General features: G+C 66.5%; 14 protein-coding genes. 9 read left to right on the top strand and 5 right to left on the bottom strand.

What is annotated here, in order from left to right:
* Positions 1–68 precede the first annotated feature (68 nt).
* On the top strand, positions 69–2,237 hold the full coding sequence (locus ACVWYO_RS09045) for a TonB-dependent receptor (protein WP_457350055.1): 2,169 nt from the start codon (positions 69–71) through the stop codon (positions 2,235–2,237).
* A gap of 194 nt (positions 2,238–2,431) precedes the next feature.
* Here ACVWYO_RS09045 and galE read toward each other — a convergent pair whose 3' ends face one another.
* Complete coding sequence (galE, locus tag ACVWYO_RS09040; RefSeq protein WP_457350053.1) at positions 2,432–3,427, bottom strand: UDP-glucose 4-epimerase GalE; 996 nt, start codon at positions 3,425–3,427, stop codon at positions 2,432–2,434.
* Between the two features lie 93 nt (positions 3,428–3,520).
* Here galE and msrA point away from each other — a divergent pair, with 93 nt between their 5' ends.
* Positions 3,521–4,066, top strand: a complete 546-nt coding sequence (msrA, locus tag ACVWYO_RS09035) for a peptide-methionine (S)-S-oxide reductase MsrA (protein ID WP_457350051.1) — start codon at positions 3,521–3,523, stop codon at positions 4,064–4,066.
* 77 nt (positions 4,067–4,143) lie between these two features.
* On the opposite strand, the gene ACVWYO_RS09030 is transcribed toward msrA, so the two are convergent.
* A complete protein-coding gene (locus ACVWYO_RS09030; protein WP_457350049.1) occupies positions 4,144–5,193 on the bottom strand; it encodes an L-threonylcarbamoyladenylate synthase in 1,050 nt (349 codons plus the stop codon).
* A gap of 62 nt (positions 5,194–5,255) precedes the next feature.
* Between ACVWYO_RS09030 and ACVWYO_RS09025 the strand changes: the two genes are divergently transcribed.
* Together ACVWYO_RS09025 and ACVWYO_RS09020 are read left to right on the top strand one after the other, a co-directional pair.
* Positions 5,256–6,968 carry an acyl-CoA dehydrogenase gene (locus tag ACVWYO_RS09025; RefSeq protein WP_457350048.1) on the top strand — a complete coding sequence of 571 codons (1,713 nt, stop codon included), beginning with the start codon at positions 5,256–5,258 and terminating at the stop codon, positions 6,966–6,968.
* A gap of 74 nt (positions 6,969–7,042) precedes the next feature.
* Complete coding sequence (locus tag ACVWYO_RS09020) at positions 7,043–7,819, top strand: DUF4019 domain-containing protein (protein WP_457350047.1); 777 nt, start codon at positions 7,043–7,045, stop codon at positions 7,817–7,819.
* 56 nt (positions 7,820–7,875) lie between these two features.
* On the opposite strand, the gene ACVWYO_RS09015 is transcribed toward ACVWYO_RS09020, so the two are convergent.
* A complete protein-coding gene (locus tag ACVWYO_RS09015) occupies positions 7,876–8,232 on the bottom strand; it encodes a GntR family transcriptional regulator (protein ID WP_457350045.1) in 357 nt (118 codons plus the stop codon).
* A gap of 38 nt (positions 8,233–8,270) precedes the next feature.
* Complete coding sequence (locus tag ACVWYO_RS09010; protein ID WP_457350043.1) at positions 8,271–8,849, bottom strand: nitroreductase family protein; 579 nt, start codon at positions 8,847–8,849, stop codon at positions 8,271–8,273.
* 118 nt (positions 8,850–8,967) lie between these two features.
* On the opposite strand from ACVWYO_RS09010, the gene ACVWYO_RS09005 reads away from it, so the two are divergent.
* Both ACVWYO_RS09005 and ACVWYO_RS09000 read left to right on the top strand, forming a co-directional pair.
* The gene (locus tag ACVWYO_RS09005; RefSeq protein WP_457350042.1) at positions 8,968–10,761 is read left to right on the top strand and encodes a peptide MFS transporter; all 1,794 of its coding nucleotides are present in this window, start codon (positions 8,968–8,970) and stop codon (positions 10,759–10,761) included.
* A 10-nt stretch (positions 10,762–10,771) separates the two neighbouring features.
* Complete coding sequence (locus tag ACVWYO_RS09000) at positions 10,772–11,467, top strand: NnrU family protein (RefSeq protein ID WP_457350040.1); 696 nt, start codon at positions 10,772–10,774, stop codon at positions 11,465–11,467.
* Between the two features lie 165 nt (positions 11,468–11,632).
* On the opposite strand, the gene ACVWYO_RS08995 is transcribed toward ACVWYO_RS09000, so the two are convergent.
* Entirely contained in the window at positions 11,633–13,018 is a 1,386-nt protein-coding gene (locus ACVWYO_RS08995; RefSeq protein WP_457350038.1) for a NupC/NupG family nucleoside CNT transporter, read from the bottom strand.
* 124 nt (positions 13,019–13,142) lie between these two features.
* Here ACVWYO_RS08995 and ACVWYO_RS08990 point away from each other — a divergent pair, with 124 nt between their 5' ends.
* The 3 genes from ACVWYO_RS08990 to ACVWYO_RS08980 all read left to right on the top strand — a co-directional run bounded on the left by ACVWYO_RS08990 (position 13,143) and on the right by ACVWYO_RS08980 (position 15,306).
* Positions 13,143–13,829: a queuosine precursor transporter gene (locus ACVWYO_RS08990; protein WP_457350037.1), complete on the top strand. Its 687-nt coding sequence runs from the start codon at positions 13,143–13,145 to the stop codon at positions 13,827–13,829.
* Between the two features lie 199 nt (positions 13,830–14,028).
* On the top strand, positions 14,029–14,928 hold the full coding sequence (gene argB, locus ACVWYO_RS08985; protein WP_457350035.1) for an acetylglutamate kinase: 900 nt from the start codon (positions 14,029–14,031) through the stop codon (positions 14,926–14,928).
* Positions 14,929–15,003: 75 nt separating this feature from the next.
* Positions 15,004–15,306 carry a YggT family protein gene (locus ACVWYO_RS08980; RefSeq protein WP_457350034.1) on the top strand — a complete coding sequence of 101 codons (303 nt, stop codon included), beginning with the start codon at positions 15,004–15,006 and terminating at the stop codon, positions 15,304–15,306.
* The last annotated feature ends 15 nt before the right edge of the window (positions 15,307–15,321 follow it).

Below are 15,321 nucleotides of genomic sequence, written 5' to 3'. Positions count from 1 at the left end.
CGGTCTTGTGATAATATCACATAACATCTACTGCACTGCACAACGATGTTCGAAAGGCCGCCTCCCGCATGATCCGAGCCACTCTGTTGTCCAGCGCTGCATTGCTGTCGTTCGCGCCGATCGCTGCTTATGCCGCCCCCGAAGCCGTGCCGGCCCCGGTTGCCGCCAGCACCGATGACCAGGCCGCGGCATCGACCGCCAAAAGCGGCCCCGACATCGTCGTTACCGGCCGGCTCGATGCCGCACGTGCCTCGATCCAGCCGAGCCTTGGTGCCACGACCTACACGATCACCAGCGAGACGATCAAAGCGCTCCCCGGTGGTGAGAATCAGCAGCTCAACCAGATCCTGCTGCAATTGCCCGGCGTAGTGCAGGATGGCGGCGGCCAGTTCCATGTCCGCGACGACCACAACAATCTGCAATACCGTATCAACGGCACGATCCTGCCCGAGGGGGTCGCGGTGTTCGGCCAGACCCTCTCGCCGCGCCTGGTCGAGCGCTTCGACCTGCGCACCGGCGCGCTCCCCGCGCAATACGGCCTGCGCACCGCCGGGATCATCGACATCACCACCAAGAACGGCTTCAAGAATGGCGGCCAGGTCTCGCTCTATGGCGGCACCAACGACACGGTGCAGCCGAGCTTCGATTATGGCGGCTCGACCGGTAACACCAATTACTTCGTCACCGGCAGCTACAAGCACAGCAATATCGGGATCGAGGCGGTCGATGCCAGCCGTACGCCGCTCCACGACGAGACCAATCAGTATCAGGGCTTCGTCTATGTCGATCACACGCTCGACGAGAACAATCGCGTCTCGTTCATGGGCGGCTATTCCGACCAGAGCTTCCAGATCCCCAATCCGCGCGGGTTGACGCCGGGCAATGGCTATAATGTCGGCGGCGTCACCGCTTTCCGCAGCGAGGACCTCGACGAGCGCCAGCGCGAGCGCACTGCCTTCGGCCTCGCCAGCCTGCTCCACGATGCCGGGCCGGTGACGCTCCAGGCCTCGCTGTTCGCGCGCTATTCGGCGCTGCGCTACACCCCCGACGTGACCGGCGAACTGCTGTTCAACGGCATCGCGCAAAAGGCGTTCAAGCAGGACTTCACCTTCGGCGGCCAGGTCGAGGCGGCCTATCGCCTGTCGAGCGCGCACACGCTGCGCGCCGGCGCGATCATCTCGCGCGATCGCAGCAATTCAAAGACCAGCGCGCAGGTGTTCCAGCTCGACGCGGGCGGTGCGCAGCTCGGCCAGCCGATCACGATCGTCGACAACAGCGCGACGACCGAGATGACCTACAGCGTCTATCTGCAGGACGAATGGAAGATCGCCGACCCGCTGATCGTCAATTTCGGCGGGCGCTTCGATCATTATAACGGCTTCCGTGCCGAATCGCAGTTCAGCCCCCGCATCAACGCGGTGTTGACGCCGTCTAAGGGGCTGACGCTCCACGCCGGCTATGCGCGCTATTTTTCGCCCGCGCCCTTCTCGAACGTCGCGACCACGAGCGTGCTCAAGTTCCGCGGCACCAGCGCGCAGGCACCGGGCGACAATGGCGTCGACACGCCGCTCGCCACCGTTCCCTTCGCCGAGCGGCAGGATTATTTCGATGTCGGCGCGCAGCAGAAGCTCGGCCGCTTCACGCTCGGCATCGACGCCTATCACCGCCGCTCGAAGAACCTCGTCGACGAGGGCCAGTTCGGCGCGCCGATCATCCTCACGCCGTTCAACTACGCGCGTGGGCGGATCGACGGGATCGAGGGCAATGTGTCGTACGCGCACGGACCGTGGATGGCCTATGCCAATTTCTCCTACGCCAAGGCGCAGGGGCTCGGAATAGCCTCGGGGCAGTTCAACTTCGATCCGGGCGACGTCGCCTATATCGCGCGCAACTACATCTATCTCGATCACGACCAGACCTATACCGGCTCGGCGGGGGCGTCGTATCGGATCGACCAGGGCTTCCTGCGCGACAGCAAGCTCGGTGGGAGCATGATTTACGGCTCCGGGCTGCGCAAGGATGGCGACGTGCCCAATGGCGGCAAGCTGACGCCCTATGCGGTGTTCAACCTGACCGCGAGCCACGAGTTCAAGGGGCCGGGCGTCGAGGTGCGCTTCGACGTGCTCAACGCGGCGGACCGGGTCTACGAGATACGCGACGGATCGGGCGTCGGCGTCGGCGCGCCGCAATTCGGGGCGCGGCGCGGCTTCATGTTCGGGATCAGCAAGACGATCTGATTGCCTTGCCTTACCCTGCTTTGCCTCCCCTCCCTGAAAGAGTGTCGGGTGAACAGCGCCCCGCGCTGTTCAGGTCATGCCTGGGGCATGACCGACCCGACACTGGGCCGGGGGTGTGTGGCTCTCAGTGGTAACGTCACGCCCGACTACGGGCCGACCCACCCCCACCCCTCCCTTTCAGGGAGGGGAGTAGATTACTCCCGCTCGCTCAGCTTGCGCTCCCACGCCAGCGCGTCGCGCACGATGCCGTCGAGATCGGCGCGCTGCGGCGTCCAGTCGAGCGTGCTGAGGATCGCGCTGTTGTCGGCGACGAGTTCGGCCGAATCACCCGCGCGCCGCCCTTCGACCACGCGATTGAGCGTCATGTTGGTCACCCGGTCGACCGCATCGAGCACTTCGAGCACCGAGAAGCCCTTGCCATAGCCGGCATTGAGCGTGTGGCACCGCGTCGGTTCGGCGACGAGCAGGTCGAGCGCTGCGACATGCGCCGCGGCAAGATCGCTGACATGGATGTAATCGCGCACGCCGGTGCCGTCGGGCGTGGCATAATCGGTGCCGTAGACACCGACCGAGGCGCGCTTGCCGAGCGCGGCCTCGACCGCGATCTTGATGAGGTGCGTCGCGCCGATCGTCGACTGGCCGGCACGCTGCTGCGGATCGGCGCCGGCGACGTTGAAATAGCGCAGCACCGCATAGTTCATCGGATAGGCCGCCGCGACGTCGCGCAGCATCGCCTCGGTCATCAGCTTCGACATGCCATAGGGGTTGATCGGCACGGTCGGATCGCCTTCGGCGACAGGTACGCGCTCGGGCGCGCCATAGGTCGCCGCGGTCGAGGAAAAGATGAAGTGCTTGACGCCGCCGAGCACTGCGCTTTCGAGCAAGGCACGGCTCGCGACCGTATTGTTGCGATAATATTTGAGCGGGTTGCTGACCGATTCGGGGACGATGATCGAGCCCGCGAAATGCAGGATCGCGCGGACATTGTGCTTCTGCAGCGTCGCGCGGACCAGATCGTCATCCTCGATCTCGCCGCGCACCAGCGTCGCGCGCGAATCGACCAGCCAGTCGAACCCGGTCGAGAGATTGTCGAACACGACGACCTCATGCCCCGCATCGAGCAAGGCCAGCACCGCATGGCTGCCGATATAGCCGGCCCCGCCCGTCACCATCACCGTACCGTCGCGCATCGTTTCGTCTCCCTGCCGTGTCACGCCTACCCGCGGAGATTGCGCCGCGCCACTGCGTTCCTATCTAAGGATCCAGCAATAAAGGATTCGAAAATGGCAAGCGAAGTCGCAACGCTGGCGGGCGGATGTTTCTGGTGCACCGAGGCGGTGTTCAAGGACGTGATCGGCGTCGAGAAGGTCGAGAGCGGCTATATCGGCGGCACCGTGCCCGATCCGACCTACAAGCAGGTGTGCGGTGGCGACACCGGCCATGCCGAGGCGATCCGCGTGACGTTCGACAAGGATCAGGTGTCGTATGGCGAGATCCTCGACATGTTCTTTGCAACGCATGATCCGACGCAGCGCAACCGTCAGGGCAACGATGTCGGCACGCAATATCGCTCGGCGGTGTTCCCGGCGGACCATGCGCAGCGCGACGAAGTCGTCGCGGCGATCGCGCGCGCGGCGCGCGATTGGCCCGCGCCGATCGTCACGACGATCGAGCCGATGTCGACCTGGTATCCGGCCGAGGACTATCATCAGGACTATTGGGATACCGAAGGGCGCGGCAACCCCTATTGCCTCGCGGTGATCCCGCCCAAGCTCGCCAAGCTGCGCAAGAGCTTCGCCGCGCGGTCGAAGGCGGTGGTGGGGGCCTGACCTTCGCTGCGGCCTCTGCGCCGCTTCGCGCACAACAGGACCTTAGGGTTCGCGCAGAGGCGCGGGGGCGCGGAGGGTCAACCTTCGCGGTGGGCCGCGCGCTTCAGACGGTCGTTGATCGCGACGCCGATTCCGTCGCTCGGGATCGGCGCTATCGCAATCCGCGCCGATGGCGATGCGTCGGCCGTGTGGAGCGCGGCGAAGAGGTTGCTCGCGGCTTCGGCAAGGTCGGCGGTTGGCGATAGCGTGATGGCGCCGGGGATGGCGCCGAAACCGATGAGATATTCGTCGGGCGCGGCCTCGGTGGCGTCGAGCCGGAGCGGCTTGCTCGGCGCATAGTGGCTTTCGAGCTGGCCGGGCGCGGTAATGGTCGAAGCCGCCCCGTTCGCGTTCCCCGGCGAAGGCCGGGGGCCGGACGCGAGCGGGGGGCTATGGCGCGCCGTGCCCGGTCCCCGCTGTTCCATGCCTGTGCCCCGGCGTTCGCCGGGGAACGAAAAGAGGGTGAGCGCTTCCGCCGTGATAGGCCCCGGCCGCAATATGCGTAGCCCGTCGGCAGTCGATACGATCGTCGATTCAAGACCCGCTTCGGTTGCGCCGTCGTCGACCACCAGCGAAATGCGCCCGTCCAGACTCGCGACGACATGCGCCGCCTGTGTCGGGCTGATCCCCCCGCTCGCATTGGCGGACGGTGCCGCAAGCGGCTTGCCCGACGCCGCGATCAGCGCCCGCATCGCGCGGTGCGCCGGCACGCGCAGCGCGATCGTCGGCAAACCCGCCGTCACCGCCTCGGCAATCCCGGCATCGGCGCGCAGCGGCAGGACGAGCGTCAGCGGCCCGGGCCAGAACGCTTCGCCGAGCGCGCGTGCGACTGGGTCGAACTCGGCGATCACCTCGGCGGCTGCGAGATCGAGGACATGGACGATCAGCGGATTGAAGCTCGGCCGCCCCTTGGCCGCGTAGATCCGCACGACGGCGGCCGAATCGGTGGCGTCGGCAGCGAGCCCATAGACCGTCTCGGTCGGGATCGCGACCGGCTGGCCCGCGAGGATCAGCGCGGCGGCGGCGGCGATCGCGGCCTCGCCGTAGGGTAAGGTCTGCGTCGTAAAAGGCGGGTTTGGCGGGATCATCGGAGAGGGCTATAGCCCGGCACAGCATCCCCGATAAGGGGCACCGAGTAAGAGGATCCGCCATGTTCACCCCCGCCACCGTCGACCAGCGTTTCGTGCTCGATCACATCGTCGGGATCGCCGATCTCGCCGCGAGCGAACGCTTCGCCGCCGCCAGCGACGATGTCGTCGACGCGGTGCTTGAAGGCGTCGGGCAGTTGGCCGCGGGCGAATGGGCGCCGCTGCTGCGCGCGGGCGACACGGTCGGCGCGAAATGGACCCCCGAAGGCGTCGTCATGCCCGACGGGTTCGTGAAGGCGTATCACGATTATGTCGAGGGCGGCTGGGGCACGATCGGCGTTCCCGAAGAATTCGGCGGGCAGGGCCTGCCGTTCGCGATCCAGACCGCGGTGCTCGATACGCTCGGTTCGGCCAACATGGGTTTCGCGCTCGCCCCGACGCTGACCGTCGGCGCGATCGAGGCGCTGGCGCATCATGGCAGCCCCGAGCAGCAGGCGCTCTATCTTCCGCATCTCGCGACCGGCGAATGGACCGGCACGATGAACCTGACCGAGCCGCAGGCAGGCTCCGACGTCGGCGCTTTGCGCTCGACTGCGACGCCGCTGGGTGACGACAAGTGGAGCATCAAGGGCACCAAGATCTACATCTCGTTCGGCGATCACGACATGGCGCCCAACATCGTCCACCTCGTGCTTGCGCGCACGCCGGGTGCGCCGGCCGGCACCAAGGGCATCTCGCTGTTCCTCGTGCCGAAATACCGCCTCAACGCCGACGGCACGCCGGGCGATTTCAACGACGTCCGCGTCGTCTCGATCGAGCACAAGATGGGCCTCCACGCCTCTCCCACCTGCGTGCTCTCGTTCGGCGACAATGACGATTGCATCGGCGAGCTGATCGGCGGCGAGTTCGGCGGGATTCGCGCCATGTTCACGATGATGAACAACGCCCGCCTCAATGTCGGGCTGCAGGGCGTGCAGGTCGCCGAGGCCGCGACGCAGGCGGCGGTCGGCTATGCGCTCGAGCGCGTCCAGTCGGCGCGCGCCGGGTCGCCGAACAAGGAATCGGTCAAGATCGTCGAGCATCCCGACGTCCGTCGCATGCTGCTGCGGATGAAGGCGCAAACGCAGGCGGCGCGCGCGCTCGTCTATTATGCCGCGGCGCAGGTCGATCGCGCTGCGCTCGGCGAGGCGGGCGCGCAGGACCGGCTCGAGATTCTGACGCCGCTCGCCAAGGCGCACGGCACCGATCTCGGCAACGAAGTCGCCAGCCTCGGTATTCAGGTGCATGGCGGGATGGGCTATATCGAGGAGACCGGCGCGGCGCAGTTCTTCCGCGATGCGCGGATCACCCCGATCTACGAGGGCACCAACGGCATCCAGGCGGCCGATCTGGTCGGGCGCAAGCTGTCGATGGCCAATGGCGGGGTGTTCGCGCAGCTGATCGCCGACATGCGCGCCGAGGCGCAGGATGCCGGCCTGATCGGTCTCATCGACGCCTGCGACGAGATCGGGCGCGGCATGGCGGGGCTCGATGCCGACGACAAGCTCGCGGCGAGCTATCCGTTCCTGACGATGCTCTCGGTCGCGACCTGCGGCTGGCTGATGGAGCGCTCGGGCCGGATCGCGACGGGCGACGATGCCTTCTCGGCGATGAAGCGCGCGGCGTGCGCCTTCTACGTCGCACAGATCGTCCCCGAGGCGCTGGGCCTCAAGGCAGCGGCGACGGCAAAGGCGGACGTGCTCTATTCGGTGCCGGCCGAAGCCTTCGCGGCCTGAGCCGAGCCACCGCCGGGCTTACCCCGAATTTTTCGGGGTAGGCGCGACACGGCCCCCGACCTAGCGTCCGGGGCATGAACATGCCGGTGAGAGACGGGGTCCGCGCGCTGACCGAGAAGGAGAAGCAGACGCTTCGCCTGATCGTGCGCGGGCACGACGCGAAGTCGAGTGCGCGTGATCTCGGCCTGTCGGTCCACACGATCAACGAGCGGCTGCGCGATGCGCGCCGTAAGCTCGCCGTGTCGAGCAGCCGCGAGGCGGCGCGGATGCTGCTCGCGGCCGAAGGCGGCGGTGTGCCGCCGGCCCCCGATTCTGTGGGGGACACGCCAATCGGGGGAGACGCGGACCCTGCTCGGGAGGAACAGGAAGCCGCGCCGGTGATCGGCGTGGGGCGGGCATATCGCCATCCCCATATCCTCATCGGAGGTTTGCTCATGACATTCACCCTCGGTCTCCTGGCGCTCATCGCGCTGCCCCAGGACGCGCCTGTCCCACCGCTGCCATCCGTCGCCGCAGAAACGCCCGATGCGGCGATCGTGGATACCGCGCAGCACTGGCTCGCCCTGCTCGACGACGCGCGGTGGGGCGAGAGTTACCGTGCGACGACGCTGTCGTTCCAAAAGCTCAACACGCTCCAGGTCTGGACGAAGGCATCCGAACAGGCGCGGGTGCCGCTGGGTGCGATGCTGTCCCGCAGCCTGATCAGCCAGCAGGAGGTTCCGACGCCGCCGCACGGCTATCAAATGGTGAAGTTTCGGACCCGTTTCGCCAATCGGGCCGAGGCGGTCGAGACGGTCACGCTCGAGCGCGAGAATAGCGGCTGGCGGGTGCCGGGGGTCACCGTCGGATAGGCGGTGATCGTGTAACGGGCCCGGTCCGAAGCGGCGCTTCCGGCTGGGCCGGGATCTCAGGCCTTCTCGCTCTCGAGCAGATCCGCCACGTCGAGCCCGAGCAGTTCGATATGCGCGGCGATGCGCGGCCAGCTCGTCGTGACGAAATGCGCGCGCTCGGCAGCGCGCAGCTTTTCGACGGCGCCGGGCAGCACGAACATGCCGACACCGCGGCGGACCTCGACATAGCCGTCATCCTGGAAGCTCTGATAAGCCTTGGCGACGGTCAGCGGGTTGGCGCCATGTTCGGCGGCAAGCGCGCGGACCGAGGGGAGCTGGTCGCCGGCGCGAAAGTCGCCGCGCAGGATCGCGGCCGAGATGGTGCCGCGCAACTTGATATAGACCGGGCTGTCTTCGCTGTTCAGGGCTGTCATGCTGCTATAATACAGCAGCAACCAAAAAGGTCCAGACCTCACCCCTGCCAGTGCGAAATAATCTTGCTATAATCGGGACGGGGGCGTTCTTCTAATTGCTTAGCAGGCGTGCCGAGAAAGAAGAAGCCGACGATCCGTTCCGGTGCTGCGCCGAATGCATCGCGCACTGCATCCGATGCGCTCGCCCAGCCGGTCAGCCAGCCGCCGGCGAAACCGAGCGCATGCGTCGCGTGAAGCAGGTTCATCGCCGCCGCGCCGGCCGATAATTGCTGCTCCCACAAGGGGATGGCGCTGTCGGTCCGTGGCGAGGACAGGACCACCACCAGGGCGGGTGCCTGATGGGCGAACTGCTCGAACGAATCGAGCTCGCGTTGCGCGGCTTGCGGGCGCTCGGCGCGATAGGCGTCGGTGATGACGGTGGCGAGTGCGCCGCGCTGTTCGGGCGCGACGATCACGAAGCGCCACGGGGCGAGCTTGCCATGATCGGGGACGCGCGCGGCGATCTGCAGGATCGTGTCGAGCTGCGCCGCATCGGGGCCCGGCGCGACGAGATCGCGCGGCTTTCCCGAGCGGCGCGTGGCGAGGAGCGAGAGCGGGCTGGACGAGTCGTTGAGCATCGCCAAGCGTCTAGCCGCTACGCTCGCATATTTACACCTTCGTCCAAGCCGCTAGTCTCAACGGTAACAAGTCGGCGCCGGATGTAGCGGCGCACGGGCATTCAGGGAGCTTTCGTACATGGTGGACACCCCGACCGCGGATACCCCGCGCGAGCCGGATATTAGCCACGTCAATCCGGCGGCGGGCGAGACCTGGTTCGGGCATCCGCGCCAGCTTGCGCGGATGTTCACCACCGAAATGTGGGAACGCTTCGGCTATTACGGCATGCGCGCGTTGCTCACGCTGTATCTCACCAAGCATTTCGTGTTCGGCGATCGCGCCGCGACCGGTCTGTACGGCGGGTTTACCGCTCTGGTCTATCTGACGCCGCTGGTCGGCGGGTATCTGGCGGACCAGTATCTCGGCTCGAAGCGCTCGGTGAAGTTCGGCGCGATCATGATGGCGGTGGGCTATTTCACGCTCTGTTTCGGTGGCCAGACCGCGGTGCCGTTCGCGACGATCAACGGCCAGCGCTACAATGTCACGGTCGAATCCAAGGCGGGGACCGAGCAGCGCTACATCACCGATCAGGGCAAGCGGCTCCAGGTGAAAGGCAACGACGACGGCACCGTCTCGCTGCTCGCCGCCGACGGCAGTACCGCGCGCACGATCGAAAAGGACGGCTTCAAGTCGGATGCCGAGCGCAGCCCGCTGTTCGTCACGATCATGCTGCTCGCGCTGAGCCTCGTTTCGGTCGGCAACGGCTTCTTCAAGCCCAACATCTCGACGATGGTCGGCGAGCTCTATGCGCAAGGCGACCGACGCCGCGATTCGGGGTTCACGATCTTCTACATGGGGATCAACCTCGGTTCGCTCGCCTCGCAGATCCTCTGCCCGATCCTTGCCGAGACCTTTGGCTGGTGGGCGGGCTTCGGCCTTGCCGCGGTCGGCATGCTGATCTCGTTCACGCTGATCCAGTTCGATGGCGGCAAGCTCAACGGCTATGGCGAGCCGCCCGTGCGCAGCGGGCCCGACCGCACGATCCCGATCTTCATCGGCGCGCTGATCGCGGTGCCGGTGCTGTATTTCCTGTTCGTCAATCTGATGAACGCGGTCCCGCCGGTGCCGGGGTCGGGCTTTGTCGGCTATCTCGCCTCGCTGTCGCTGATGGGCAAATTGCTGTTCGGCACCTTCTTGATCGGGATCCCCGGCATCCTGATCTGGTCGTTCGTGATCGGCGACCGCCGCGAGTTCCAGATGATGCTCGCGGCGATGGTGCTGATCATCTTCAACGTCGTGTTCTGGACGCTGTTCGAGCAAGCGGGGTCGTCGCTGACGCTGTTCGCCGATCGCAACACCGATCTGCGGCTGTTCGGCGATTTCGCGATCTCGGCACCGCAGACGCAGTTCTTCAACGCCTTCTTCATCGTCACGCTCGCGCCGATCATGAGCATCCTCTGGACCGCGCTCGCCAAGCGCGGGCTCGAGCCGTCGATCCCGGTCAAGTTCGGCATCGCGCTGATCGGCGTGGGGGCGGGCTTCCTGTTCCTCGTGCTGGGCGCAGGCTTTGCCGGACCGGGCTTCCAGGTCGGGATCTGGTGGCTCGCCGGACTGTACCTGATCCACTCGGTCGCCGAACTGTGCATCTCGCCGGTTGGCCTGTCGATGATCACCAAGCTGTCGATCGCACGGATCGTCGGGCTGATGATGGGCGTGTGGTTCCTGTCGATCTCGTGCGCGCAATATGTCGCCGGGATCGTCGCGCAGTTCGCCAGCGTCGACACCGTCGGCGGGCAGGTGACCAACCTCAAGGTCAGCCTCGACACCTATACCGGCACCTTCACGACGATCGCCGAAGTCGCGATCGTGCTCGGGATCGTGCTGCTGGCCTTGTCGTGGCCGCTCAAGAAGTGGATGCACGGCGTCAAATAAGGGGGAAACGATGGACGGCATGGAAATGGTGATCGCCGCGGCTGCGGCATTCGTCGGAACGCATTTCCTGCTGTCGCACCCGCTGCGCGCGCCGATCGTCAAGGCGATCGGCGCGAACGGCTTCATGGGCGTGTATGCGCTGGTCGCCTTTGCGACGCTCGGCTGGCTCGCCCATGCCTATCAGACGGCGCCCGGCAGCGCGCCGCTATGGGCGGTCGGCGAGGGGATCTGGGGTCCCGTCACGCTCGTCATGCTGGTCGCGAGCATTCTGCTGATGGGGTCGCTGCTCGGCAATCCCGCACTTCCCGGACCACCGACCGCGACCGCGCCCGCCAGCGCACGTGGCGTGTTCAGCATCACGCGGCATCCGATGATGTGGGCGTTTGCGCTTTGGGGGCTGTGCCACATCGCAGTCTGTCCGATCGTCGCGAACATCGTCGTCGCGGTGGCGATCATCGTGCTCGCCCTGGTCGGCGCGGCGCTGCAGGATCGCAAGAAGGAGGCGCTCCAGCCTGCCTTGTGGCGCGATTGGGAGCGCAAGACGAGCTACTGGCCGTTCGTCGCGATTGCGCAGCGGCGCGCGCGCTTCGGCGGGTTTCGGCCGCATGACATTGCCGGCGGCGTCGTGATCTGGCTGGTTGCCACCTGGGCGCATCTGCCGATCGCAGGTGTCGCGGCGGGCATATGGCACTGGATCTACCGCTAGCGCGTATTTCGGCACCGTCGACCTGTCTCCCGAGGGCTTATCCGAGGGGCCACCGGGATGCCCAACCCGCCTGCGTGGGACGCGCCGCGCCGTCGACCCCGGCACAGGGCCGGGGTGACGTGCAGACATCAAACCGGCTGAAGAAATCGCTGCGTCGAGCGCCGCTTACGGCTTTGCAGCGGGCGCGACGACGGCCGCCGGAGCATGCACCGTGGGTTGCGCCGGCACGTCGGGCACGAGCAGTCCGGCCAGCGCCGCCGACATCAGATTGGCGAGGCTTCCCGCCGCCAGCGCCTTCAATCCGAGCCGCGCGATCATCGGGCGCTGGTTGGGGGCGAGGCTGCCGGTCACCGCCATCTGGATCGCGATCGAGGAGAAATTGGCAAAGCCGCACAGGGCAAACGTCACCACCGCGACGGTGTGTGCGCTCAAGCCCTTTTGCGTGCCGAGACTGATATAGGCGACAAACTCGTTGAGCACGATCTTCTGACCAAACAGCCCGCCGGCGATCTGCGCCTCGGTCCATGGCACGTTGAGCAGCACCATGATCGGCGCGAACACCGTGCCGAGCAGCCCCTGGAAGCTCAGCGCAGGGAAGCCGAACCACCCGCCGATTCCGCCGAGAATCCCGTTGGCGAGCGCGACGAGCGCGACGAAGGCGAGCACCATCGCGCCGACCGCGACCGCGAGCTTGACGCCGGTCTGCGCACCCTGTGCCGCGGCCATGATGATGTTGGCGGGCTTTTCCTCGTCATGGCTGGCATGCGGCATCGGCTCGCCGGGAACGCCCTCGGGGAGCAGCGCGGCGGGGCCCTGGCCGCTGATCCGTGCCTCGGAGAGCTGGATCTTCTCCTCGGGATGGTCGCCGAGCGGCAGTTCGCCTTGGCGGTTGGGTTCGTCGGGCATCATGATCTTGGCCATCAGGATCCCTGCCGGCGCCGCCATGAAGCTTGCCGCCAGCAGATATTCGATGCGGATCCCCATCGAGGCATAGGCCGCGAGGATCGTGCCGGCGACGCCCGCCATCCCGCTCGTCATCACCGTGAACAGCTGCGCCGGCGTCAGCCCGGCGAGATACGGACGGATGACGAGCGGCGATTCGCTCTGGCCGACAAAGATGTTGGCCGCGGCACACAAGGCCTCGACCTTCGACACGCCGATCACCGCCTCGATCGCGCCGCCGAGCCAGCGGACGATGAACTGCATGATCCCGAGATAATAGAGGATCGACACCAGGCTGGCGAAGAAGATGATCACTGGCAGCGCCGCGATCGCGAAGCTGTTGCCGCCGATTTCGGGGCGCGCGAGCGGGCCGAACAGAAAATCGACGCCGTTATGCGCGTAGCCGAGCAGATTCGACACGCCGCCCGAGAGGAATTGCAGCGCCGCGACGCCGGCGGGAACTTTCAGCACGAGCACCGCGATCGCGACCTGCAGCGCGAACGCCGCGCCGACCACGCGCAGCCGGATCGCGCGGCGATTGCTCGACAAAGCAAACGCGATCAGCAGGATGACCGCGATGCCGGCGATGCCGATGAGAAGACGATTCATGTGGGTCGGTACTCGCGTTGAAGTCGACACGCGGCCCCCCGCGCAAGCGGCCCACCATACAGCGCCGCGCGCCGGGGGCTAGTGCGGGTTTGACCGGCGGGCGAAACCGGCTAGCGTCGGCGCGATGAACACAGCTGCTTCTCCCGCGGTCGGCGGTATCCCGCGCTCCCTCTTCGCTTTCTCGATCTTCTATGGCGGGATGGTCTGCATCGCGGGCGTGCTCGGCAACAAGCAGGTCTCGCTCGGGCCGATCTCGGCGCTCGGGCCGGTCTTCGGCTTGGGCCCGCTTGCGGTCGAGGCGGGGATCTTCGCCTTTCTGCTGCTTGTGGTGACGTCGAGCGCGGTCGCCGAGCTGCACGGCGGCGCGGTCGCCAACCGGCTGGTGCGGATCGGTTTCGTGCCGCTGCTCGTCTCGATACTGCTGTCGTGGATCGTCTGGATCCTGCCGCCGTCGCCGGCGATGCTGCCCGCCAATCGCGATGCGATCCAGCTCGTGCTCGGCTCGACATGGCGGATCTGGGCGGGCGGGATCGTCGCGTACGGCGTGTCGCAGACGCTCAATGTGACGATCTTCGCCGCGCTGAAAGGGCGCGAGGGGAGCAGCCTGCTGTGGCTGCGCGCCGCGATCGCCAGCATGTTGAGCCAGGTGGTCGATACGTTGCTGTTCGTGACGATCGCCTTTTACGGCGAATTCCCGATCGGGCAGCTGCTCGCAGGGCAGATGCTGATCAAGGTGATCCTGTCGGCGATCCTCGTGCCGCCGGCGATCTATCTCGCGGTGGCGATCGGGCGGCGGCTCGATCGCGCCTAAAATCCCCCTCCCGCGTGCGGGAGGGGAGCGGGGCTTTTGCAACAGGTCAATCATGCCCCCCGGCATGATCGAGAGCTGCGCGGGGCGCAGCTCGACCTGTTGCAGAAACCCCGCCGGGAGGGCATGGCGCGCGGCGACTGGCCCGCGACGGCCCTCCCCCGACCCCTCCCGCCAGCGGGGGGGGAGAAAAAGGTTTGGCATGACCGATCATTCCCCCGCGCCCGAACTCCTCGCCAAGGCAGAAACGCTGGTCGAGGCACTGCCATACATGCAGCGCTACGCGGGCAAGACCTTCGTCGTGAAATATGGCGGCCACGCGATGGGCGATCCCGAGCTCGCGCGCGATTTCGCCGAGGACGTCGTGCTGATGAAGGCGGTCGGGATCAACCCGGTCGTCGTCCATGGCGGGGGCCCGCAGATCGGCGCGATGCTCAAGCGCCTCGGCGTCGAATCGCGCTTCGTCGATGGCTTGCGCGTCACCGATGCCGAGACCGCACAGATCGCCGAAATGGTGCTGGCTGGGTCGATCAACAAGGAAATCGTCGGCTGGATCGGCCAGGCCGGCGGCCGCGCGGTCGGAATTTCTGGCAAGGACGCCGGCTTCGTCACCGCGGCCAAGGTCGGCCGCGACACGCCCGACAAATTGCAGGGGATCGAGCGCCACGTCGACCTCGGCTTCGTCGGGGAGCCGGTCGGGGTCGATCGCCGGATCATCGACACGCTGTCGCAGGCCGGGATCATCCCGGTGATCGCGCCGATCGCGATCGGGGCGGACGGCCACACCTATAACATCAACGCCGATACGATGGCGGGCTCGATCGCCGCGGCCTTAGGCGCGGAACGCCTTTTCATGCTGACCGACGTGGTCGGCGTGCTCGACAAGCAGGGCGAGCTCGTCACAGATCTCGACCCCGCCGGCGTCGCCGCGCTGCGCGCCGACGGCACGATCAGCGGCGGGATGATCCCCAAGCTCGAGACCTGCGTCCATGCAGTCGAGGGCGGGGTCGACGCCGCGGTCATCCTCGACGGGCGCGTGCCGCACGCGATGCTGCTCGAAATCTTCACGCGGCGCGGTGCCGGCACGCTGGTGCGCCGCTGATTAAGGCGGTCGCTAGGGGTGTTCGCATCTGCGGTAGCGCGCTAGAACCGTAACGAACCCCACCCGGAGACGCGCGTGATAACCATCATCCAGATCCTGCAGGTGTTGATCGACGCCGTGACGCTGATCGTCATCGTTCAGGTGATCCTGTCGCTGCTCGTGTCGTTCAACGTCATCAATACGTACAACGAGGTCGTTCGCTCGATCTATACCGGGCTCAACCGCGGGACCGAGCCGCTGTACCGCCCGTTCCGACGGATCCTGCCCGATTTCGGGGCGATCGACCTGGCGCCGTTCGCGGTGCTGCTGACGCTGCGCATCCTCAGCATCATCCTCAACAACCTTGCCGCCCATATCCTGAGCGGCACGCCGCTCTGAGGCGAAAGGCGCTAG

This window comes from Sphingomonas sp. UYP23, from assembly GCF_054059235.1.
The sequence above is the reverse complement of the archived record's forward strand: the minus strand, read 5'-3'. Positions and strand labels throughout refer to the sequence as shown.